The organism is Streptomyces sp. NBC_01255, assembly GCF_036226445.1.
In the GTDB taxonomy this organism is placed as follows: domain Bacteria; phylum Actinomycetota; class Actinomycetes; order Streptomycetales; family Streptomycetaceae; genus Streptomyces.
The window spans coordinates 6,502,838-6,523,329 of record NZ_CP108474.1 but is presented as its reverse complement, the minus strand read 5'-3'; the positions used below and the strand labels follow the sequence as shown (position 1 = coordinate 6,523,329).

Annotated in this window: 24 protein-coding genes; 3 read left to right on the top strand and 21 right to left on the bottom strand. The window is 72.4% G+C overall.

The features are described 5' to 3' along the window. Nucleotides 1-20: 20 nt before the first annotated feature. The 11 genes from lgt to hisI all read right to left on the bottom strand — a co-directional run bounded on the left by lgt (nt 21) and on the right by hisI (nt 9,029). Nucleotides 21-1,001 (bottom strand): prolipoprotein diacylglyceryl transferase, encoded by a 981-nt coding sequence (gene lgt / locus OG357_RS29545; protein ID WP_329624039.1) that lies wholly within the window; start codon nt 999-1,001, stop codon nt 21-23. A gap of 77 nt (nt 1,002-1,078) precedes the next feature. After that, the gene (locus tag OG357_RS29540) at nt 1,079-1,921 is read right to left on the bottom strand and encodes a DsbA family protein (RefSeq protein ID WP_329624038.1); all 843 of its coding nucleotides are present in this window, start codon (nt 1,919-1,921) and stop codon (nt 1,079-1,081) included. A gap of 63 nt (nt 1,922-1,984) precedes the next feature. Then, the gene (trpA, locus tag OG357_RS29535; protein WP_329624037.1) at nt 1,985-2,821 is read right to left on the bottom strand and encodes a tryptophan synthase subunit alpha; all 837 of its coding nucleotides are present in this window, start codon (nt 2,819-2,821) and stop codon (nt 1,985-1,987) included. Then, nucleotides 2,818-4,056 (bottom strand): tryptophan synthase subunit beta, encoded by a 1,239-nt coding sequence (gene trpB, locus OG357_RS29530; RefSeq protein WP_329624036.1) that lies wholly within the window; start codon nt 4,054-4,056, stop codon nt 2,818-2,820. The genes trpA and trpB overlap by 4 nt, the downstream gene beginning before the upstream one ends. Before the next feature lie 171 nt (nt 4,057-4,227). Then, nucleotides 4,228-4,518 carry a tryptophan biosynthesis modulator TrpM gene (gene trpM, locus OG357_RS29525; protein WP_329624035.1) on the bottom strand — a complete coding sequence of 97 codons (291 nt, stop codon included), beginning with the start codon at nt 4,516-4,518 and terminating at the stop codon, nt 4,228-4,230. Nucleotides 4,519-4,525: 7 nt separating this feature from the next. Continuing rightward, complete coding sequence (gene trpC, locus OG357_RS29520; protein WP_317594268.1) at nt 4,526-5,335, bottom strand: indole-3-glycerol phosphate synthase TrpC; 810 nt, start codon at nt 5,333-5,335, stop codon at nt 4,526-4,528. 154 nt (nt 5,336-5,489) lie between these two features. After that, nucleotides 5,490-6,026, bottom strand: a complete 537-nt coding sequence (locus OG357_RS29515) for a DUF2752 domain-containing protein (protein WP_329624034.1) — start codon at nt 6,024-6,026, stop codon at nt 5,490-5,492. A 77-nt stretch (nt 6,027-6,103) separates the two neighbouring features. Next, nucleotides 6,104-6,358, bottom strand: coding sequence for an HGxxPAAW family protein (locus tag OG357_RS29510; RefSeq protein ID WP_329624033.1), 255 nt, complete (start codon nt 6,356-6,358; stop codon nt 6,104-6,106). 150 nt (nt 6,359-6,508) lie between these two features. Next, the gene (locus OG357_RS29505) at nt 6,509-7,162 is read right to left on the bottom strand and encodes a TIGR02234 family membrane protein (RefSeq protein ID WP_329624032.1); all 654 of its coding nucleotides are present in this window, start codon (nt 7,160-7,162) and stop codon (nt 6,509-6,511) included. Nucleotides 7,163-7,176: 14 nt separating this feature from the next. Further along, nucleotides 7,177-8,667 carry an anthranilate synthase component I gene (locus OG357_RS29500; protein WP_329624031.1) on the bottom strand — a complete coding sequence of 497 codons (1,491 nt, stop codon included), beginning with the start codon at nt 8,665-8,667 and terminating at the stop codon, nt 7,177-7,179. A gap of 11 nt (nt 8,668-8,678) precedes the next feature. Then, the gene (hisI, locus tag OG357_RS29495) at nt 8,679-9,029 is read right to left on the bottom strand and encodes a phosphoribosyl-AMP cyclohydrolase (protein ID WP_024757910.1); all 351 of its coding nucleotides are present in this window, start codon (nt 9,027-9,029) and stop codon (nt 8,679-8,681) included. A gap of 84 nt (nt 9,030-9,113) precedes the next feature. On the opposite strand from hisI, the gene OG357_RS29490 reads away from it, so the two are divergent. Then, nucleotides 9,114-9,749 carry a TIGR03085 family metal-binding protein gene (locus tag OG357_RS29490; protein WP_329624030.1) on the top strand — a complete coding sequence of 212 codons (636 nt, stop codon included), beginning with the start codon at nt 9,114-9,116 and terminating at the stop codon, nt 9,747-9,749. Here the strand turns inward: OG357_RS29490 and OG357_RS29485 are convergent. The 10 genes from OG357_RS29485 to hisD all read right to left on the bottom strand — a co-directional run bounded on the left by OG357_RS29485 (nt 9,746) and on the right by hisD (nt 17,443). Next, complete coding sequence (locus OG357_RS29485; RefSeq protein WP_329624029.1) at nt 9,746-11,002, bottom strand: MFS transporter; 1,257 nt, start codon at nt 11,000-11,002, stop codon at nt 9,746-9,748. The two genes, OG357_RS29490 and OG357_RS29485, sit on opposite strands and share 4 nt — an antisense overlap. Beyond that, nucleotides 10,999-11,586, bottom strand: a complete 588-nt coding sequence (locus tag OG357_RS29480) for an ArsR/SmtB family transcription factor (protein ID WP_329624028.1) — start codon at nt 11,584-11,586, stop codon at nt 10,999-11,001. Before OG357_RS29480 ends, OG357_RS29485 begins: the two co-directional genes overlap by 4 nt. Before the next feature lie 110 nt (nt 11,587-11,696). After that, on the bottom strand, nt 11,697-12,452 hold the full coding sequence (gene hisF / locus OG357_RS29475) for an imidazole glycerol phosphate synthase subunit HisF (RefSeq protein WP_329624027.1): 756 nt from the start codon (nt 12,450-12,452) through the stop codon (nt 11,697-11,699). Next, nucleotides 12,449-12,850, bottom strand: coding sequence for a RidA family protein (locus OG357_RS29470; protein ID WP_329624026.1), 402 nt, complete (start codon nt 12,848-12,850; stop codon nt 12,449-12,451). Before OG357_RS29470 ends, hisF begins: the two co-directional genes overlap by 4 nt. Beyond that, nucleotides 12,847-13,575 (bottom strand): bifunctional 1-(5-phosphoribosyl)-5-((5-phosphoribosylamino)methylideneamino)imidazole-4-carboxamide isomerase/phosphoribosylanthranilate isomerase PriA, encoded by a 729-nt coding sequence (gene priA / locus OG357_RS29465; protein ID WP_329624025.1) that lies wholly within the window; start codon nt 13,573-13,575, stop codon nt 12,847-12,849. The genes OG357_RS29470 and priA overlap by 4 nt, the downstream gene beginning before the upstream one ends. Then, complete coding sequence (hisH, locus tag OG357_RS29460) at nt 13,572-14,222, bottom strand: imidazole glycerol phosphate synthase subunit HisH (RefSeq protein ID WP_329624024.1); 651 nt, start codon at nt 14,220-14,222, stop codon at nt 13,572-13,574. Before hisH ends, priA begins: the two co-directional genes overlap by 4 nt. Then, nucleotides 14,219-14,383 (bottom strand): hypothetical protein, encoded by a 165-nt coding sequence (locus OG357_RS29455; protein ID WP_314618241.1) that lies wholly within the window; start codon nt 14,381-14,383, stop codon nt 14,219-14,221. Before OG357_RS29455 ends, hisH begins: the two co-directional genes overlap by 4 nt. 2 nt (nt 14,384-14,385) lie before the next feature. Then, nucleotides 14,386-14,979, bottom strand: coding sequence for an imidazoleglycerol-phosphate dehydratase HisB (gene hisB, locus OG357_RS29450; RefSeq protein WP_015032911.1), 594 nt, complete (start codon nt 14,977-14,979; stop codon nt 14,386-14,388). Then, nucleotides 14,976-16,124 (bottom strand): histidinol-phosphate transaminase, encoded by a 1,149-nt coding sequence (locus OG357_RS29445; RefSeq protein ID WP_329624023.1) that lies wholly within the window; start codon nt 16,122-16,124, stop codon nt 14,976-14,978. The genes hisB and OG357_RS29445 overlap by 4 nt, the downstream gene beginning before the upstream one ends. Beyond that, a complete protein-coding gene (gene hisD, locus OG357_RS29440) occupies nt 16,103-17,443 on the bottom strand; it encodes a histidinol dehydrogenase (RefSeq protein ID WP_329624022.1) in 1,341 nt (446 codons plus the stop codon). Before hisD ends, OG357_RS29445 begins: the two co-directional genes overlap by 22 nt. A 194-nt stretch (nt 17,444-17,637) precedes the next feature. Between hisD and OG357_RS29435 the strand changes: the two genes are divergently transcribed. Together OG357_RS29435 and OG357_RS29430 are read left to right on the top strand one after the other, a co-directional pair. Further along, nucleotides 17,638-19,287: an oxidoreductase gene (locus tag OG357_RS29435; protein ID WP_329624021.1), complete on the top strand. Its 1,650-nt coding sequence runs from the start codon at nt 17,638-17,640 to the stop codon at nt 19,285-19,287. Between the two features lie 164 nt (nt 19,288-19,451). Then, nucleotides 19,452-20,492 carry a hypothetical protein gene (locus OG357_RS29430; RefSeq protein WP_329624020.1) on the top strand — a complete coding sequence of 347 codons (1,041 nt, stop codon included), beginning with the start codon at nt 19,452-19,454 and terminating at the stop codon, nt 20,490-20,492.

Here is a 20,492-nt window from a genome sequence, read left to right as displayed (position 1 = left end):
GACGAAGGAGGAAAGCGGGATCAGCCCTTGGCGGCCGACCCGGCGCCGTTGTCGGCACCGTGCTCCACGTCCGTATCCGCGTCCGTATCCGTATCCACGTCGTCCGCGTCCGCGTCCAGAGCCGCGTCCTCGAGCTCACCGTCCACGATGTCGTCGTCCCCGGCCTTCCCGGCCTTCTCGGCCTTGTCAGCCTTGGGTTCCACGATCTCCTCGCGTCCCGGCCGGATCCGCGCCGAGATCACGATGTAGATCACCGCGAGCAGGAAGACGATGATCGCCGTCCACACGTTCAGTCGCAGACCGAGGATGTGGTGCGCCTCGTCGACGCGCAGGTACTCGGTCCAGACACGGCCCGCGCAGTACGCGGCGACGTAGAGCGCGAAGGCACGCCCGTGGCCCAGCTTGAAGCGGCGGTCGGCCCAGACGACCAGGACGGCGACGCCGACGCACCAGAGCGACTCGTACAGGAAGGTCGGGTGGTACAGCCCGGCCTCGCGGTTCGCGCTCTCGGTGATCTTCAGAGCCCAGGGCAGGTCCGTCGGCTTGCCGTAGAGCTCCTGGTTGAACCAGTTGCCCCAGCGGCCGATGGCCTGGGCGAGGACGATACCGGGCGCGATCGCGTCCGCGTACGCCGGGAGCGGGATGCCCCGTCGACGGCAGCCGATCCAGGCACCCACCGCGCCGAGCGCGATGGCGCCCCAGATACCGAGGCCGCCCTCCCAGATCTTGAAGGCGTCGACCCAGTTCTCACCCTCGCTGAAGTACAGCTGGTAGTCGGTGATCACGTGGTACAGGCGTCCGCCGACGAGGCCGAAGGGCACCGCCCAGACGGCGATGTCGGCCACGGTGCCGGCGGTGCCGCCCCGGGCGATCCAGCGCTTGTTGCCGTACCAGACGGCGACGAAGACACCGATGATGATGCAGAAGGCATAGCCGCGCAGCGGGACCGGTCCGAGATTGATCACGCCGGTCGATGGGCTGGGAATGTAGGCAAGGTCCATGGCAGGTCCGACGCTACCTTGCCGGGCGGGCGCGACGGCAGCCCACCCGGCAACGTATGGGTAACTAACCCGCCGGACTAGCCGGCCGAGGGAGCGGCCGAGGAGGCCGCCGGAGAGGCCGTGCCCGGCTTCTTGCCCTTGTTGGCCTCGGCGACCCACTTCTTCAGGTTCTCCGGGGAGATCTGCTCGTTCCCCTTCGTCGGGAAGATCGATTCGCCGTTGAGGAGGACGGTCGGGGTGCCGCGGAAGCCGCCGTTCTGGAAGGCCTCGTTGGACTTCGCCACCCAGGTGTCGTGCGTGCCGTCCTCGACACAGCTGCGGAAGGCGGGCGTGTCGAGCCCGGGCACCTTCGCCGCCAGTTCGAGGAGCTTGGCGTTGTTCCCGAAGGCGTCGTCCGTCTCCGGCGGCTGGTTGATGTAGAGCGTGTCGTGGTACGCGGTGAACTTCCCCGCGTCCTGGGCGCACGCGGCCGCGTTCGCCGCGCGCAGCGAGCCGCTGCCGCCCATGTTCCCGTCGATGAGGGTGGCGAGGTGGTACTCGGTCTTGAGCGCGCCGGAGGCCTCCAGCTCGTGGATGGCGTCCCGCATGACGTTCTCGAACTGGGCGCACGCCGGGCAGCGGAAGTCCTCCCAGATCGCGAGCGTCGACGGGGCGTCCGCCTTGCCCGTGGGGATGGCGGGCTTGTCGCCCTCGACGGACCCCGTCGGCGCCACCACCGGGCCCGCCTTGTCCGATCCGCCGTCGTCGCCGCTGTTCGCGGCGATCACCCCGACCACCGCGGCCAGGCCGAGGACGCCGACCACCGCCGCCGACACGATCAGGACGCGCCGCTGCTTCTCGCGGGCCTTGTCGCGCTCGCGCTGCTGCTGGAGGCGCTCCCGCGCGCTCCGGTTACCGTCACCACGGTTCTTCTCGCTCACGCCCACAGAACGAACCGGGGAGGCACGTACGTGCCTCCCCGGTCCTGGATCCACCCGAATGGGTTACGAAACGCGACGCACGCCCGCCGCGAGTTCGCCCGCCAGTTCCCTTACGGCGGCGAGCCCTGCGGCCTCGTCGCCGTCGGCGTCCAGGATCCGCTGGACGAAGGCGGAGCCGACGATGACGCCGTCGGCGAAGACGGCGACCTCCTTCGCCTGGGTGGCGTTGGAGACGCCGAGTCCGACGCACACCGGCAGTTCGGAGGTGGCGCGGGTGCGGCGGACGAGGTCGGCGGCCTGCTCGCCGACCGACTCGCGGGTGCCGGTGACACCCATGAGCGAGGCGGCGTAGACGAAGCCGGAGCCGGCCGCGGTGATGGTGGCGAGGCGCGCGTCCTTGCTGCTGGGCGCGACGACGAAGACGGTGGCGAGACCGTGCTTGTCGGCGTTCTCGCGCCAGACGGCGGACTCCTGGACCGGCAGGTCGGGCAGGATGCAGCCCGCACCGCCGGCCGCGGCGAGCTCCTCGGTGAAGCGCTCGATGCCGTACCGGTCGATCGGGTTCCAGTACGTCATGACGAGGACGGGCTTGCCGGTGGCCTCGTAGGCCTCCTTGACCGTCCGCATGACGTCGGCGATCTTGACGCCGCCGCGCAGGGCGATGTCGTCGGCCGTCTGGATGACCGGGCCGTCGAGGACCGGGTCGCTGTGGGGCAGACCGACCTCGACGACGTCCGCGCCGCCGTCGAAGACGGCCTTGATGGCCGCGATGCCGCCGTCGACGGTCGGGAAGCCGGCCGGCAGGTAGGCGATGAGCGCCGCCCGGTTCTCGGCCTTGGCCTTGGCGAGGGTCTCGCTCAGCAGCTGGACCCTGCCCGTGAATGCAGTCCCGGTCGTCACTTGGAGCCCTCCCCGTCGTACAGCCCGAAGTAGCGGGCGGCCGTGTCCATGTCCTTGTCGCCGCGCCCGGAGAGGTTGACGAGGAGCAGCGCGTCCTTGCCGAGCTCCTTGCCGACCTCCAGGGCCCCGGCGAGGGCGTGCGCCGACTCGATGGCCGGGATGATGCCCTCCGTACGGGAGAGCAGTCGCAGCGCCTGCATGGCCGCGTCGTCGGTGACGGCGCGGTACTCGCCGCGCCCGCTGTCCTTGAGGTACGCGTGCTCGGGGCCGATGCCCGGGTAGTCGAGGCCGGCCGAGATCGAGTACGGCTCGGTGATCTGGCCCTCCTCGTCCTGGAGGACGTACGAGCGCGAACCGTGCAGGATGCCGGGCTCGCCGGCGGTGAGGGTGGCCGCGTGCTCGCCGGTCTCGACGCCGTGACCGGCCGGCTCGCAGCCGATCAGGCGCACGCCCGCGTCCGGGACGAAGGCGTGGAAGAGGCCGATGGCGTTGGAGCCGCCGCCGACGCAGGCGATCGCCGCGTCGGGGAGGCGTCCGGCGCGCTCCAGGATCTGGCGGCGGGCCTCGACGCCGATGACCCGGTGGAAGTCGCGGACCATGGCCGGGAAGGGGTGCGGGCCGGCGACGGTGCCGAACAGGTAGTGCGTCCTGTCGACGTTGGCGACCCAGTCGCGGAAGGCCTCGTTGATGGCGTCCTTGAGGGTGCGGCTGCCGGACGTCACGGCGATGACCTCGGCGCCGAGCATCCGCATCCGGGCCACGTTGAGGGCCTGGCGCTGGGTGTCGATCTCGCCCATGTAGATGGTGCAGTCGAGGCCGAAGAGGGCGCAGGCGGTGGCGGTGGCCACGCCGTGCTGGCCGGCGCCGGTCTCGGCGATGACCCGCGTCTTGCCCATGCGCTTGGTCAGGAGGGCCTGACCGAGCACGTTGTTGATCTTGTGCGAGCCGGTGTGGTTGAGGTCCTCGCGCTTGAGGAAGATCCGGGCACCGCCGGCGTGCTCGGCGAACCGGGGGACCTCGGTGAGGGCGCTCGGGCGGCCGGTGTAGTTGACCATCAGGTCGTTGAGCTCGCGGGCGAACTCGGGGTCGGACTTGGCCTTGTCGTACTCGACGGCGACCTCGTCCACGGCGGCGACGAGGGCCTCCGGGATGAACTTGCCGCCGTACGCGCCGAAATACCCCTCGGCGGTGGGGACCTGGCCTTCCAGGTCCGGAATGAAGAACTCGCTGGACATGCGGATGCTCCTCGCGGGGCCGAGTGCCCCGGGTGACGTGCTGACGGTGGTCACGATATGCGCGCGACCTCCTCACGAACGGAGACACCGCGGCCTGTCAGGGCCGCACCCGAGTTCCCATGGGAGGGCACCCCGGCCACGACGAAGTGGCGGAGGCAAGGGCCGGCCTTGTCAGGCGGTGGTGGTGTCCGTGGTGGTGCGCGCGGGGCGCGCGCGCCATCGCATGCCGTTGACCTGGCCGGGCTCGTCGCCGATCACGTACCGGACCCGGCGGCCGTGGACACGGCGGGCGGGTGCACGGCAGCCGCGCGGTCGGCAGCCCCTGGCCAGCGGGGCGTGCGGTGCCGGTACGAACGCGGCGGCGGTACGCAGTCGGCCGCCGCGTCCGGTGACCGCCGACGCCACGACGACGGTCCCCCGGGCGGTGCCCGGAGGGGTCGGCGTGGCGCGGACGGCGGTCATGTCGGGGTCAGCTCCGGCCGTGGCGGAGGGCCGGGTGGGCGCCGGCGGCGACCAGGTCGGCGACGGCGGCCTTCGGGTCGCGGCCGGTGACGAGGGACTCGCCGACCAGGACCGCGTCTGCGCCGGCGTTGGCGTACGCGATGAGGTCGTGCGGGCCGCGGACGCCGGACTCGGCGATCTTGACGATGTGCGCCGGGATCTCGGGGGCGACACGCTCGAAGGTGGTGCGGTCGACCTTGAGGGTCTTGAGGTCGCGGGCGTTGACGCCGATGATCCGGGCGCCCGCGTCGACGGCGCGCTCGACCTCGTCCTCGTCGTGGACCTCGACCAGCGGGGTCAGCCCGATGGACTCGGCACGCTCGATGAGGGAGACCAGCGCCTCCTGCTCCAGGGCGGAGACGATGAGGAGCGCGAGATCCGCTCCGTACGCCCGGGCTTCCCAGAGCTGGTACGCGGTGACGATGAAGTCCTTGCGCAGGACGGGGATGTCGACCCGGGCGCGCACGGCCTCCAGGTCGGCGAGGGAGCCGCCGAAGCGGCGCTCTTCCGTGAGGACGGAGATGACGGCCGCGCCGCCCGCCTCGTAGTCCGCGGCAAGTCCTGCGGGGTCGGCGATCGCGGCGAGCGCGCCCTTGGACGGGCTGGAGCGCTTGACCTCGCAGATCACCTTGACGCCGTCGCCGCGCAGTGCGGCGACGCCGTCCTTGGCCTGCGGCGCCTTGGCGGCGCGCTCCTTGAGCTCGTCGAGGGTGACCCGCGCCTGCCGCTCTGCGAGGTCGGCGCGTACGCCTTCGATGATCTCGTCGAGCACACTCACGCGAGGGGCCCCCTTCCGGGACGGTGATGGTGATGAGGAACCAGGTTCAGCCACATCGATCCTATCCGCAGGACGGCCCCGGACTCGCATCGGCCGGAGTGGCGTCCCACCTGCTGGGACTCCCGTAGGGGTTTACCCGGGAGCGCGCGGACCCTCACGGGGCCAGCGCGGAGCCGAAGGGGAGGTTCCGGACCAGGGTGAAGAGGGCGAGGACGGCGCCGATCCCCCACCACCAGACCGGGGAGATCGCGAGGCGCATCGGCACCCCGCGGATGGCGCGAACCAGCCAGAGGACCATGACGACGGCGAAGAGTCCGTAGCCGAGGACGGCGAGGGCGTTCGCGCCCAGGGCGGCCGGGAGGTCGCCGTGGACGAAGGCGTGGGCGCTGCGGAGTCCGCCGCACCCGGGGCAGAAGATGCCGGTGAAGCGGAGCAGGGGGCAGACGGGGTAGTGCCCGGGTTCGTTGGGGTCGACGGCCCCGACGTAGGCGAAGGCGGCGGCGACCCCGGCGAGGGTCGCGACCGGCGCGAGCAGCCGCCGGGCGAGCGGCCGAGGCCGGGCCCACGGCGGAAGGGGAACAGGGTGCGCGGTCGGCGCCGGAGCATCCGCCCGGGCGGATTCACCCGGTCGGGCGGATTCACCCGGTCGGGCGAGGGGATTGTCGGCTTCGGCCGTCGGCTGCGGGTCCACCCGGTGATTCTCGCCCCTGACGCGCGAAGGCGCAGCCCGGCACGGCCGGACTGCGCCTACAGGTACGTCGTGTCGCGTCAGGAACGGGCCTGCGCGGTCGCGGTCGCGGCCTCGCGGGCGGCGACGACGGCCGCCGACTCCTTCGGCATGCCGAGGCCTGCGGCCTTCATCGCGCCGCCGACGATGCCGCCGAGGACGATGACACCCATGCCCGCCCAGAATCCGGGCTGGTTGGCGGCCACCATGAAGACGCCGGCGATGCAGAAGCCGATGAAGGAGATGATGACACCGGTCCAGGCGGCCGGGGTGTGTCCGTGGGCGCTGCCCGCCATGAGTTGCTCCTCGTTGCTGTTGCTCGATGGTGAGGTCTCGCGTGCGCGGACACTCCGTGTTCATTGTCCCGCACGCGGGCGCGCGAGGATGAATCGGGGGTGCCCGGACGATCACGCGTCGCGGTGAGCCTCCGCGTCACCGTCGTCGGCTCACTCGCCGCGGGTGGGGTCCTCGCCGCGGTCCAGGGCCTTCCAGAGGTCCTCGGGCCGGTCCGGGTCGACCGCGGGGGCCGTGCGCCCGGTGCGCGGAGTCCCGGACCGCTCGTAGCGGCCGCCCATCGCCGGCCAGGTCTTGCCGAAGCGCAGCGCGAAGAGGCCGGCGACCAGGATGAGGACGGCGCCGGCGGCCGTGACGTACGGCCAGGCGGTGTGGGTCAGGCCGGACACGACGGCGGCTGTGTCGCCGCTGATCCGGGCGGCCTCCGCATCGAGGGCGGAGCTGTCGGAGGCGCCGAGGACCGCGGCGAGGGCGGCGCCCGCGCCGCTCAGCGCGAGGAGCGCGGCGACGAGGGTGCGGCCGGTGCGGCGGACGGCGAAGACGGCGAAGAGCGCGGCCAGGCCGACGATCGCGAGGGCGGTCGGCACACCGGTGACGGCGCCGCCGTCGGCCGCGACGGGGACGGTGCCGCCGCTGACGGACGCGACGCCCTCCGCCCAGATCTGGCCGGCGGAGAGCAGGACGACGGTGGCACCGAGGGCGCCGAGGAAGAGGGCCGCGGCCAGGCTGCGACGGCCTCCGCCGGTGGGGACGGCCACGCGGGCTGCCCGGGGCTGGGGTACGGGTACGGCACTCACGTACCCCACTATCCCCTACGGGCTCAGGAGCCGTTCATCCGGTTGGCGGTGTGGACGGCGCGGAGCACGGCCGCGGCCTTGTTGCGGCACTCGTTGTCCTCGGCGACCGGATCGGAATCGGCGACGACACCCGCTCCGGCCTGCACGTACGCGGTGCCGTCGCGCAGCAGGGCGGTGCGGATGGCGATGGCCGTGTCCGCGTCGCCGGCGAAATCGAGATAACCGACACATCCGCCGTACAGGCCGCGCCGGGAGGGTTCGAGCTCCTCGATGATCTGCATGGCGCGGGGCTTGGGCGCGCCGGAGAGCGTGCCGGCCGGGAAGCAGGCGGTGAGGACGTCGAAGGCGGTCCGTCCCTCGGCGACCTTGCCGGTCACGGTGGACACGATGTGCATGACGTGCGAGTAGCGCTCGACGGACATGAAGTCGACGACCTCCACGGAGCCGGGTGCGCACACCCGGCCGAGGTCGTTGCGGCCGAGGTCGACGAGCATGAGGTGCTCGGCGCGCTCCTTGGGGTCGGCGAGCAGCTCCTCGGCGAGGTCGTGGTCCTCCTGCGGGGTGGCGCCGCGGTGCCGGGTGCCGGCGATGGGGTGGAGCAGCGCGTGGCCGTCCTCGACCTTGACGAGGGCCTCGGGGCTGGATCCGACGACGTCGAAGCCGTTCTCGAAGCGGAAGAGGTACATGTACGGGGAGGGGTTGGTGGCCCGCAGGACCCGGTAGACGTCGAGCGCGGAGGCGGCGCACGGGGTCTCGAAGCGCTGGGAGGGGACGACCTGGAAGGCCTCGCCGGCCCGGATGCGCTCCTTGATGTCCTCGACGGCGTCCTGGTAGGCCGGGCCGCCCCAGAGAGCGGAGAACTCGGGGAGCTCGGAGGGCGGGAGCGCGGCGGGGACGGTGGCGACCGGGCGGGCCAGGTCGGCCTCCATGGCGTCGAGGCGGGCGACGGCGTGCGCGTACGCCTCGTCGACGCCGGTCTCCAGGTCGTTGTGGTTGATCGCGTTGGCGATCAGCAGGACCGTGCCGTCCCAGTGGTCGAGGACCGCGAGGTCACTGGTGAGGAGCATGGTGAGCTCGGGGAGCTTCAGGTCGTCGCGGGTGGAGTCCCCGATCTTCTCCAGGCGGCGGACGATGTCGTAACCGAGGTAGCCGACCATGCCGCCGGTGAACGGGGGCATCCCGGGCTCGGGGCTCCGGGGGGTGTGGAGGGTCTCGACCGTGGCGCGCAGGGCCTGGAGCGGGTCGCCGTCCGTGGGGACGCCGACGGGCGGCGTGCCGAGCCAGTGGGCCTCGCCGTCCCGGACGGTGAGGGTGGCGTCGCTGCGGACTCCGACGAAGGAGTAGCGGGACCAGCTGCGGCCGTTCTCCGCGGATTCGAGGAGGTAGGTGCCGGGGCGTTCGGCGGCGAGCTTGCGGTAGAGCCCGACCGGGGTGTCGCCGTCCGCGAGGAGCCTGCGGCTGACGGGGATGACGCGGCGGTCGGCCGCCAGCTTGCGGAAGGTCTCGAGATCCATGGCGCCAGACCTTACTGGGAGAGCGGGAGCACGTCGGCGTCGAAGCAGGTGCGGTCGCCGGTGTGGCAGGCGGCTCCGACCTGGTCGACCTTGACGAGGACGGTGTCGGCGTCGCAGTCGAGGGCGACGGACTTGACGTGCTGGACGTGCCCGGAGGTGTCGCCCTTGACCCAGTACTCGTTGCGGCTGCGGGACCAGTAGGTGCAGCGGCCGGTGGTGAGGGTGCGGTGGAGGGCCTCGTCGTCCATCCAGCCGAGCATCAGCACCTCGCCGGTGTCGTACTGCTGGGCGATGGCGGGCACCAGCCCGTCGGGGCTGCGCTTGAGGCGGGCGGCGATGGCCGGGTCGAGATTGCTGCTCATGGCGCCATTGTGCCGCGCTCGGGCGCGGTGTCCGGCGGGACGTCCACTGGGCGGACCGGTGGCGCCGGTCGTACGCTGGCGGGCATGTCGACGCATGCGAAACGTGAACGGCTTCTGCTCGCCGATCTGTTGGAGGCGGCGGGCCCGGACGCCCCGACGCTCTGCGAGGGCTGGCGGACCCGGGATCTCGCGGCCCATGTGGTGGTCCGCGAGCGGCGCCCGGACGCCGCGGCGGGTTCGCTCGTACCGGCGCTGAAGGAGCGGCAGGACCGGGTACAGGCGGAGTTCGCCGACAAGCCGTACGAGGAGCTGATCCAGCTCATCCGTACGGGCCCGCCGCGGTTCTCCCCGTTCACCATCAAGCAGGTGGACGAGGGGGCGAACGTCGTCGAGTTCTACGTCCACGCGGAGGACGTGCGGAGGGCCCAGCCGGAGTGGTCGGCGCGCGAGCTCGACCCGGTCTTCGCGGACGCCCTCTGGTCCCGGCTGGAGCGCATGGCCCGGCTCCTCGGCCGGAAGGCCCCGGTGGGCCTGGTGCTGCGCCGCCCGAACGGCCAGACGGCGGTGGCGCACCGCGGCACCCCGGTGGTGACGGCCTCCGGGGAGCCGGGCGAGCTCGTGATGTACCTGTACGGGCGCCAGGCGGCGGCGAAGGTGGCCCTGGAGGGCGAGCCCGACGCGATCGAGCGGCTCCGCGAGACGAAGCAGCTGGGGATCTAGACCTTCTCGGTACGCGGCAGCTCGGCGCGGCGGAGGGCCTTCACCGAGAGGCCGTAGATCCCGCCGAGGGCGCAGACCGCGGCGCTGGCGGTGAAGACGGGGGCGGGCCCCCACAGGCCGACGGCCGCGCCGGTGAGCGGGAAGCTCATTGGGGCGATCCCGAGGCTGAAGAAGGTGGTGACCGAGGTGACCCGGCCCAGGTAGGCGGGGTCGCACTCGGTCTGGGTGAGTGCTCCGCACAGGGCGCCGCTGAGGCCGGCGAGCAGGCCGACCGAGACGGACACGGCGACGGCCACCGGCAGCTGCGGTACGTACGCGAGGGCGGCGATCGACACCGCGCCGAGGGCGATGGTCCAGGAGAGGACGAACCCGGCGCGCGGGATGCGGCCCCTGACGGTCAGGAGCAGGGACGCGGCCCCCGCGCCCGTACCGAATCCGGCGAGGATCCAGCCGATGCCGGCGGCGCCCCAGCCGCGCTGGTCGGAGAGGAGCGCGAGGCCGACGTTGAGGGGACCGACGAAGCCGAGGTCGCTGAGGGCGATGACGACGACCAGCGGGCCGAGGACGCGGTGGCGGCGGATGTAGCGCAGTCCGTCGGTGAGGTCCTGCAGGGCGGTGGTCTTCGCGCGGACCTCCGCCCCTTCACCGGGCTGCAGCGCCCTGAGGCGGAGCGTCAGGAGCAGGGGCAGCGAGAGGGCGAAGAGCAGCCCGGCGGCGCCGAACGCGGCGGCCGACCCGCCGAGGGCGACCGCGAGTCCGCCGAGCGGGGCGCCGACCAGGACCGAGATCCGGTAGGCGAGGCCCCGCATCCCCTGGACCCGGCCGAGCTGTCCGGCGGAGGCGATCCGTGGCGGCAGGGCGCCGACGGCGGGCATGAACAGGGCGTCCACGGCTCCGAAGACGAGCGCGACGGCGGCGAGGACCCAGAGGCCTGGGGTGGCGAGGGCCAGTGTCGCCGCGAGGCCGAGGACGACGACGCAGCGGACGGCGTCGGAGGATATGACGACCCGCCAGGGCCCGAAGCGGTCGGCGACCACTCCCCCGCCGAGCATGAGCAGGGCGCGCATCACGGCGCTGAGGGCGAGGACGATCCCGGCCTGCGCGGGGGTGCCGCTCTGCACGGCGGCCCAGGAGAGGGCCAGGTGGTAGACCATGTCGCCGGTGGCGGACGCGGTGTACGCGCCGAGCCAGCGCAGGATGTTGGGGTCGCGGTAGGCGGGGCGCTCGACGGGGGCGAGCTGGGTGGCGGTCATGAGCGGTACGGGAACGCGTGGAGGTGGATGGCGACGTTCTCGCGGCCCTCGGTGTCCCCGGCCGCTTCGGCGGCGCGGGCCTTCTGGTCGTGCTTCTCCAGGACGGCGCCCAGCTCCTCTTCGAGGGCGGCGAGTTCGGCGGCAGTGAGGCGGGGCAGCCACTCGGAGCTGATGGAGGCGGAGCGCCACGCGTCGGACCAGGTCAGACGCTCGTCGAGGAAGCGCCGGTGGAGTTCGGTGCGCTGTTCGTTGATGGTGCGGCCGAGGGCGTCGCTCGCGGCGGCCAGCTCGGGGGTGCCCCGGACGTCCTCGTCGTGGATGGAGACGCCGTACGAGCTGGGCTGCCACCAGCGCTCGCGGCCGTCCGCCGACCGGGTCTCGGCCTCCTCGATGAGGCCGTGGTCGGCGAGCTTGCGCAGGTGGTAGCTGACGAGCGAGACGGCCTCGTCGACCTGGTCGGCGAGCTGGGACGCGGTGGCGGTGCGGGCCACGAAGAGGGCGCGGTAGAGGCGCATCCGCAGCGGGTGCGAGATGGCCTTGAGGGTGCCGAGGTCGGTGATCCGACGGTTCTCCTGCGAGGTCATGACACCGACCCTAGATGCGCAGGAAAACTTGCACAACATAAATTGCACAAATAATCCTGCACATCCGGGGAAGAAGAAGGGCCCCCGTGGGGGCCCTTCGTGACGACCGCTCAGCGGACCGGGTGGCCCGCCTCCCGCAGTGCGTCCTTGACCTGCGAGATCCGCAGATCGCCGAAGTGGAAGACCGAGGCGGCGAGCACCGCGTCCGCGCCGGCCGCGACCGCCGGCGGGAAGTCGGAGAGCTTGCCGGCGCCGCCGGAGGCGATCACCGGGACCGTGACGTGCTTGCGCACGGCCGCGATCATCTCGGTGTCGTAGCCGTCCTTGGTGCCGTCCGCGTCCATCGAGTTGAGCAGGATCTCGCCCGCGCCCAGCTCGGCGGCCCGGTGCGCCCACTCGACGGCGTCGATGCCGGTGCCCCGGCGCCCGCCGTGGGTGGTGACCTCGAAGGAGCCCGACTCGGTCCGGCGCGCGTCCACGGAGAGGACGAGCACCTGGCGGCCGAAGCGCTCCGCGATCTCCTTGATCAGCTCGGGGCGCTCGATGGCGGCGGTGTTGACGCCCACCTTGTCGGCCCCGGCCCGCAGCAGCTTGTCGACGTCCCCGGCCGCGCGGACCCCGCCGCCCACGGTGAGCGGGATGAAGACCTGCTCGGCGGTACGGCGCACCACGTCGTAGGTGGTCTCGCGGTTCCCGGAGGAGGCGGTGATGTCGAGGAAGGTCAGCTCGTCGGCGCCCTCGGCGTCGTACAACTTGGCCATCTCGACGGGGTCGCCCGCGTCACGGAGGTTCTGGAAGTTGACGCCCTTGACGACCCGGCCGTTGTCCACGTCCAGGCAGGGGATCACCCGTACGGCGAGGCTCATGCGGACTCCTCCCCCCGGTAGGCCTCGACCTCGACCTCGACGACCAGGCTCGGGTCGACGAAGCCGGAGACGATGATCATCGACGCGGCCGGACGGACGGTGTCGAAGAACTCCTTGTGGGCGCGGCCGACCTCGTCCACGTCTCGGGCGTGCGTGATGTACATCCGGGTCCGTACGACGTGCTCCGCACCCAGGTCCAGCTGCTTCAGCGCGTCGAGGGCCACGTTGAAGGAGTTGACCGTCTGCTCGTAGGGGCCTCCCCCGGCGATCTGGCCGCCGACCACCGACGTACAGCCGGAGACCAGGACCAGGCCGTTCGGCAGCTCCACCGCGCGGGAGTAGCCGAACTGCTCCTCCCAGGGGGCGCCGGTCACCACCTTGCGTACGGAATCGGTCATACGGCGGCCACCGCCTCCAGCGCCTCTTCGAGGGTGAACGCCTTGGCGTAGAGCGCCTTGCCGACGATCGCGCCCTCGACGCCCAGCGGGACGAGACCGGACAGGGCCCGCAGGTCGTCCAGGGAGGAGACGCCGCCGGAGGCGACGACGGGCTTGTCGGTGGCCGCGCAGACGTTCCTCAGGAGCTCCAGGTTGGGGCCCTGGAGCGTGCCGTCCTTGGCGATGTCGGTGACGACGTAGCGGGCGCAGCCCTCGGCGTCGAGGCGGGCCATCGTCTCGTACAGGTCGCCGCCGTCGCGGGTCCAGCCGCGGCCGCGCAGGGTCGTGCCGCGCACGTCGAGGCCGACGGCGATCTTGTCGCCGAACTCGGCGATGACCTTGGCGACCCACTCGGGGGTCTCCAGGGCCGCGGTGCCCAGGTTGACGCGGGTGCAGCCGGTGGCGAGCGCCGCCGCGAGCGAGGCGTCGTCGCGGATGCCGCCGGAGAGCTCCACCTTGATGTCCATGGCCTGCGCGACCTCGGCGATCAGCGCGCGGTTGTCACCGGTGCCGAAGGCGGCGTCGAGGTCGACCAGGTGCAGCCACTCGGCGCCCGAGTTCTGCCAGGCGAGGGCCGCCTCCAGCGGGGAGCCGTAGGAGGTCTCGCTGCCGGACTCGCCGTGCACGAGACGCACGGCCTGGCCGTCGCGCACGTCGACGGCGGGGAGGAGTTCGAGAGTGCTCACAGGGTTCCGATCCAGTTGGTGAGGAGCTGGGCTCCGGCGTCGCCGGACTTCTCGGGGTGGAACTGGGTCGCCCACAGGGCGCCGTTCTCGACGGCCGCGACGAACGGCTCGCCGTGGGTGGCCCAGGTGACCTTGGGGGCGCGCATGTTGGGGTTGCCGACCTCGAGGCTCCACTCGCGCACCGCGTAGGAGTGCACGAAGTAGAACCGGGCGTCGGCGTCGAGGCCCGCGAACTGCTCGCTGCCCTCGGGCGCGTCCACCGTGTTCCAGCCCATGTGCGGTACGACGGGGGCGTTCAACGGCTCGACCGTACCGGGCCACTCGTCGAGGCCCTCGCTCTCCACGCCGTGCTCGATGCCGCGGGCGAAGAGGATCTGCATGCCGACGCAGATGCCCATGACGGGACGACCGCCGGCGAGCCTGCGGCCGACGATCCAGTCGCCGCGGGCCTCCTTGAGGCCGTCCATGCAGGCGGAGAAGGCGCCGACGCCGGGGACGAGGAGTCCGTCGGCGTTCATCGCCTTGTCGTAGTCGCGGGTGATCTCGACGTCGGCGCCGACCCGGGCGAGCGCGCGCTCGGCGGAGCGGACGTTGCCGAAGCCGTAGTCGAAGACGACGACCTTCTTGGGGCTGCCGGTCACGCTCATGACCACACGTCCAGCCGCATCACGCCGGCGGCGAGCGACAGCACGGCGCCGAAGGCGACGAGCACGATGAGGCCCTTGGGCATCTGCTGCTTCACGAACGAGTAGATGCCGCCGAGCAGGAAGAGCCCGACGACGATGAGGATGGTGGAGAGGCCGTTCACGGTTAGAGCGCGCCCTTCGTGGAGGGGAGGATTCCGGCGGCGCGCGGGTCGCGCTCCGAGGCGTAGCGCAGGGCGCGGGCGAAGGCCTTGAACTGGCACTCCACGATGTGGTGGGCGTTGCGACCGTACGGGACGTGGATGTGCAGCGCGATCTGGGCCTGCGCGACGAAGGACTCGAAGATGTGCCGGGTCATCGTCGTGTCGTACGACCCGATCATCGGCGCCATGTTCTCGGGCTCGGTGTGCACGAGGTACGGACGGCCGGAGAGGTCGACGGTCACCTGGGCGAGCGACTCGTCCAGCGGGACGGTGCAGTTGCCGAAGCGGTAGATGCCGACCTTGTCGCCGAGGGCCTGCTTGAAGGCGGCGCCGAGGGCGAGGGCGGTGTCCTCGATGGTGTGGTGCGAGTCGATGTGCAGGTCGCCGTCGGTCTTGACGGTGAGGTCGAACAGACCGTGCCGGCCGAGCTGGTCGAGCATGTGGTCGTAGAAGCCGACCCCGGTCGACACGTCGACCTTTCCGGTGCCGTCGAGGTCGATCTCGACGACGACGGAGGTCTCCTTGGTGGTGCGCTCAACGCGGCCTACGCGGCTCATCGCTTCTGCTCCTTCATCAGTTCACGGACCGCGTCGAGGAACGCGTCGTTCTCTTCGGGGGTGCCCGCGGTGACCCGCAGCCAGCCCGGTACGCCGTTGTCCCGGACCAGGACGCCCCGGTCGAGGATCCGCTGCCAGGCCGCGTGCGTGTCGGCGAACCTGCCGAACTGCACGAAGTTGGCGTCGGACTCGGTGACCTCGTAGCCGAGGGCACGCAGTTCGGTGACGAGCCGGTCGCGCTCGACCTTGAGCTGCTCGACGTACCCGAGGAGGGTGTCGGTGTGCTCCAGGGCGGCGAGCGCGGTGGCCTGGGTGACGGCGGAGAGGTGGTACGGCAGGCGGACCAGCTGGACGGCGTCGACCACGGCCGGGTGCGCGGCGAGGTAGCCGAGGCGCAGCCCGGCGGCACCGAAGGCCTTGGACATGGTCCGGGAGACCACCAGGTTCGGCCGGCCCTCGATGAGGGGCAGCAGCGAGTCGCGGTGGCTGAACTCCACGTACGCCTCGTCGACGACCACCATGGAGGGCTTGGCCGCCTGGGCCGCCTCGTACAGGGCGAGGACGGTGTCGGCGTCGACGGCGGTGCCGGTGGGGTTGTTGGGCGAGGTGATGAAGACGACGTCCGGGCGGTGCTCGGCGATCGCCTTCTCGGCCGCGACCAGGTCGATGGTGAAGTCGTCGTTGCGCGGGCCCGAGATCCAGCCGGTGCCGGTGCCGCGGGCGATCAGTGCGTGCATCGAGTACGAGGGCTCGAAGCCGATCGCGGTACGGCCCGGGCCGCCGAAGGTCTGCAGCAGCTGCTGGAGGACCTCGTTGGAGCCGTTGGCCGCCCAGACGTTCTCGACGGAGACCGGGTGCTTCCCGGTGCGGGAGAGGTAGCGGGCGAGCTCGGTGCGCAGCTCGACCGCGTCCCGGTCGGGGTAGCGGTTGAGGCTCCGGGCGGCGTCGGCGACGCGCTCCGCGATCCGGGCGACGAGCGCCTCGGGCAGCGGGTAGGGGTTCTCGTTGGTGTTCAGCTGGACGGGGACGTCGAGCTGGGGCGCGCCGTACGGGGACTTGCCGCGCAGCTCGTCCCGGACGGGGAGTTCGTCCCAGGGGGATCGGTCGGGGTTGCGGATCTCGGTCACTGCTGGGGGACCTTCCATCCGAACCGGGCCTTGATCGCGGCGCCGTGGGCCGGGAGGTCCTCGGCCTCGGCGAGGGTCACCACGTGGTGGGCGACCTCGGCGAGCGCGTCGCGCGTGTAGTCCACGATGTGCACGCCGCGCAGGAACGACTGCACGGAGAGGCCCGAGGAGTGGCAGGCGCAGCCGCCGGTGGGCAGAACGTGGTTGGAGCCGGCGCAGTAGTCGCCGAGCGAGACGGGGGCCCAGGGGCCGACGAAGATCGCGCCCGCGTTGCGGACCCGGTCGGCGACGGCGGCCGCGTCACGGGTCTGGATCTCCAGGTGCTCGGCGCCGTACGCGTCGACGACCTTGAGGCCGTCGGCGAGGTCGCGGACGAGGACGATCGCGGACTGGCGGCCGGCCAGGGCCGGGACGATCCGGTCGTCGACGTGCTTGGAGGCGGCGACCTGGGTCTTCAGCTCGGCCTCGGTGGCGGCGGCCAGCTCCTCCGAGTCGGTGACGAGGACGGAGGCGGCCATGGGGTCGTGCTCGGCCTGGCTGATGAGGTCGGCGGCGACGTGCACGGGGTCGGCGGTGGAGTCCGCGAGGATCGCGATCTCCGTCGGGCCGGCCTCGGCGTCGATGCCGATACGGCCCTTGAGGAGGCGCTTGGCGGCGGCCACGTAGATGTTGCCGGGGCCGGTCACCAGGTTGACGGGGGCGCAGCCGGGCTCGTCGGCGCGTGCTTCGGTGCCGTACGCGAACATGGCGACGGCCTGGGCGCCGCCGGCGGCGTACACCTCGTCGACGCCGAGCAGGGCGCAGGCGGCGAGGATCGTCGGGTGCGGCAGTCCGCCGAACTCCTTCTGCGGGGGCGAGGCTACGGCCAGGCCCTCGACACCGGCCTCCTGCGCCGGGACGACGTTCATCACGACGGAGGACGGGTAGACGGCGCGGCCGCCCGGCACGTACAGGCCGACGCGCTCGACCGGGATCCACTTCTCGGTGACCGTGCCGCCGGGGACGACCTGGGTGGTGTGCGTGGTGCGGCGCTGCTCGCGGTGGACGAGGCGGGTGCGCCGGATGGACTCCTCGAGGGCGGCCCGGACGGCCGGGTCGAGCTCTTCGAGGGCACGGCTGATCGCCTCGGCGGGCACGCGCAGGCTCGGGACCCGCACATGGTCGAATTTCTCGCCATAGTCGATCACTGCCGCCGCGCCACGATGCCGCACGTCCTCGCAGATCGGCCGCACCGTCTCCAGGGCGGCTTCCACGTCGAACTCGGCACGGGGCAGCAGGTCGCGCAGGGCGGCACCCTCGGGGAGGGCTTCGTCGCGCAGATCGATTCGAGAGATCACGGGTCAATTCTCGCAGACGGCACCACGGCGCCGGTCGCGTGTATCACTGGCTGATACACGCGCTGATACCCGCCACAGTGGCGTCTTGTCGCCACACCTGACCGTTAGCGTTCAGCCCGTCACACAGCGGGAAGAACGGCTGTGCGAATCCATCAACGGCATGGCCGGATTCACGGGGAAAGCGAGGGGGCGGCGTGACCGAGCCGCACGAGGACGGGATGCCCGACGGGCTGACGGGCCCGGAGAGGGCCGTGTGGCGGGCGTTCCGGATCGGCAGGACCTGCGATCTGACGGAGGGGGTCGCCGAGCGGGACGACCCGTTCGGGTCGCGGGAGTGGGGTCCGGAGCGGAGCGTCCGCGCCGACGTGGTGGCGCTGCTGCTGCTCGACGGGCCGCAGGCCCGGTCGGGACGGGTGGCCGCGCTGAAGCTGCGCGGGGTGCGGATCACCGGCGTGCTGAATCTGGCCGGCGGGACGATAGGGCCGTACGTGGAGCTGCACGGCTGCCGCTTCGACGGCGAGGTGGTGCTCCCCGAGGCCCAGTTCGGCACCTTGCGGATGGTCGCCTGCGCCATACCGCGCCTGGAGGCGGCCCGGCTGCACACGACGGGCGATCTGCATCTCCCGCGCTGCCGGGTGGGACGCGGTATCCGGCTCACGGACGCGCAGATCGGCACGGACCTGCTCATCAACCAGATCCAGGTGTGGCCGGACCGGCGCGGGCGGGCCATCACCGCCGACGGGATGGTGGTGGCCCAGGACCTCCAGGCCGAACTGATCGAGACGCACGGCGAGCTGAGCCTGCGCGGCGCGAAGGTCGGCGTCTCGCTCAGCCTGCGGGGCAGCGTGCTCCGCGGGGCCCAGCAGCGCCGCGCGCTCAACGCCCCGCAACTCACGGTGGAGCGCTCGCTCTACCTGAACGCGGCATGGGTGTACGAGGAGCCGGAGGCCTCGGGAAACGCGGAGACGTCGGGGAACTCCGGGAACTCCGGGAACACGGGCCATTCGATGGCCACCCCGCCGTACGGCGTGACGCCGGCCCACGGCGCCCGGCGCAAGCCCGTGGAGTGCCACGGCGGCGTCCGGCTCGACGACGGCCGGTTCGGCGACGCGGTGGACTTGAACCACGCCCGCTTCCTGCTGAACGGCTCGCGCCGGGAGGAGGTGTCCCTGCGCCGGATCGCCACCCCGGAGCTGCGGTTCAACGGGGAGCGCCCGGAGGAGGGGCGGGTGGTGCTCAACGGCGCCAGGATCGTCACGCTGATCGACCTGTCGACCAGCTGGCCGGGGCCCGGCGGCCTGGCGATGGGCGGGTTCGTCTACGAGAACCTCGTGCCGTACGGACACTTCCCGCTGTCCCGGCGCCTGGAGTGGGTGGCGGCGGCCACCCCGGAGTACGCCCCCGAGCCGTACGAACGCCTGGCGACGGTCCTGCGCAACAGCGGGGAGGACGCGGACGCGCGCGAGGTGCTGCTCGCCAAGCAGCGGCGCCGGCGGGAGACGCTGCCGCTGGCGGGAAAGCTGTGGGGGTTCGTCCAGGACTGGACGGTGGCGTACGGCTACCGGCCCGGCCGGGCGGCGCTGTGGATGGCGATCCTGTGGGCGGCGGGCACGGTGGCCTTCTCGCGGTACCCCCCGATACCGCTCAAGAAGGACGAGGGTCCGGAGTGGAACGGGACGCTGTACGCACTGGACCTCCTGCTGCCGGTGATCAACCTCGGGCAGGAGGGCTACTGGCGTCTGGAGGGTGTCTGGCAGTGGGCGGCGGCGGCGCTGATACTCCTCGGCTGGATCCTGGCGACGACGGTGGCGGCGGGCGCGACGCGCCTTCTGCGCCGCGGCTGACCGGGCGGGCCTCGGAGGCCGAGGAGTCGCGCCGCGGGAGGGCGGGGAGGCGCGCCGCAGGAGGCGAGGAGGCGGCGATGTGAGGGGGCCGGGTGAGGTGGGGGTGAAAGGGCTGGGCAGATGGGCGTGAAACAGCACGGCCCGGTGGGAAAATACGTCGCACCATGGCCTTCCTCCGCGCTCTGATCGGCGCCGTCCGCTCGGCCCGGCACACCCCGCGGCTCGCCGCCGGGCTCGTGCCGGACGACGACGTGCTGCTCGACGCCCCGGACGCGCGGCTCGCCCCCGCCCTGGTCGCCGCCGCCCTGGCCGACCCGGAACCCGCGGCGAAGCTGCTCGCCACGACCCGGGACGCCGCCGAGTGGGAGGACCGCGACCGGTACGTCACCCGGCTCGCCACCTTCGCGTACAACAGGGGCGACTGGCTGGCCCACTGGCTCTCCGCCGCGCCGCGCGACCCCGACGCCCTCCTTGTCTCGGCCCAGCTCGCCGTCCGCCGGGCCTGGGAGTCCCCCGCCCGGGCCGAACGGCTGCGCGAGCTCGACCCGCTGATCCGCACGGTCACCGAGGAAGCGCCCGACGATCCGGTGCCGTGGCGGCTGGCCCTGGACCACGCGCGCGGGGCGCACGCCGGGCACGCCGTCTTCGAGACACTGTGGGAGCAGGCCGTGCGCCGCTCCCCGCACCACTACGGCAGCCACGTCGCGGCGCTCAAGTACCTCTCCGCGCAGTGGTACGGCTCACACCGGGCCGCCTTCGACTTCGCCGAGCAGGCCGCCGACGACGCCGCGGCGGATTCGCTCGTGCGGGCACTCCCGGTCCGCGCGGCCTACGACCGGCTCCGGGCGCTGCCCAGGCCGGACCGTTCGGCGGCCGCGACACGGCTCGACCGGGCGGCCGACCGGGCCCTCGCGCTGTCGGCGGCCTTCCCGGCGGGCGACCCGTGGCCCGCCGAGGTCCGCAATCTGCTCGCGTTCGTGCTGGTGGAGCGGGCGCGGTGGGACGAGGCACTGGACGAGTTCGGCCGGATCGGCCCCCACGCGACCTCCTTTCCGTGGGGTGCGCCACGGGGAGCCGTACAGGAGGATCCTCTGCGCCGGTTCCTGGCCGTACGGGACGTCGTACGGGCGGAGTCGGCCGGCCGGACGCCCTTGTGGAGGCCCGGAGACGGACGGGCCGGACGGGGCGGTCGCGGCGGCCATTAG

Coding starts and splice junctions, on each gene's coding strand:
- trpB (WP_329624036.1), bottom strand. CDS start 4,056: ATGTCCAGCGAGTTCTTCATTCCGGACCTGGAAGGCCAGGTCCCCACC.
- OG357_RS29485 (WP_329624029.1), bottom strand. CDS start 11,002: ATGACCGCCACCCAGCTCGCCCCCGTCGAGCGCCCCGCCTACCGCGAC.
- OG357_RS29500 (WP_329624031.1), bottom strand. CDS start 8,667: ATGGATCTCGAGACCTTCCGCAAGCTGGCGGCCGACCGCCGCGTCATC.
- OG357_RS29480 (WP_329624028.1), bottom strand. CDS start 11,586: ATGACCTCGCAGGAGAACCGTCGGATCACCGACCTCGGCACCCTCAAG.
- trpM (WP_329624035.1), bottom strand. CDS start 4,518: ATGACCGCCGTCCGCGCCACGCCGACCCCTCCGGGCACCGCCCGGGGG.
- hisF (WP_329624027.1), bottom strand. CDS start 12,452: ATGAGCCTCGCCGTACGGGTGATCCCCTGCCTGGACGTGGACAACGGC.
- OG357_RS29430 (WP_329624020.1), top strand. CDS start 19,452: ATGGCCTTCCTCCGCGCTCTGATCGGCGCCGTCCGCTCGGCCCGGCAC.
- OG357_RS29470 (WP_329624026.1), bottom strand. CDS start 12,850: ATGACCGATTCCGTACGCAAGGTGGTGACCGGCGCCCCCTGGGAGGAG.
- hisI (WP_024757910.1), bottom strand. CDS start 9,029: ATGAGCAGCAATCTCGACCCGGCCATCGCCGCCCGCCTCAAGCGCAGC.
- OG357_RS29510 (WP_329624033.1), bottom strand. CDS start 6,358: ATGGCGGGCAGCGCCCACGGACACACCCCGGCCGCCTGGACCGGTGTC.
- OG357_RS29445 (WP_329624023.1), bottom strand. CDS start 16,124: ATGGAAGGTCCCCCAGCAGTGACCGAGATCCGCAACCCCGACCGATCC.
- hisH (WP_329624024.1), bottom strand. CDS start 14,222: ATGAGCGTGACCGGCAGCCCCAAGAAGGTCGTCGTCTTCGACTACGGC.
- hisB (WP_015032911.1), bottom strand. CDS start 14,979: ATGAGCCGCGTAGGCCGCGTTGAGCGCACCACCAAGGAGACCTCCGTC.
- OG357_RS29490 (WP_329624030.1), top strand. CDS start 9,114: ATGTCGACGCATGCGAAACGTGAACGGCTTCTGCTCGCCGATCTGTTG.
- lgt (WP_329624039.1), bottom strand. CDS start 1,001: ATGGACCTTGCCTACATTCCCAGCCCATCGACCGGCGTGATCAATCTC.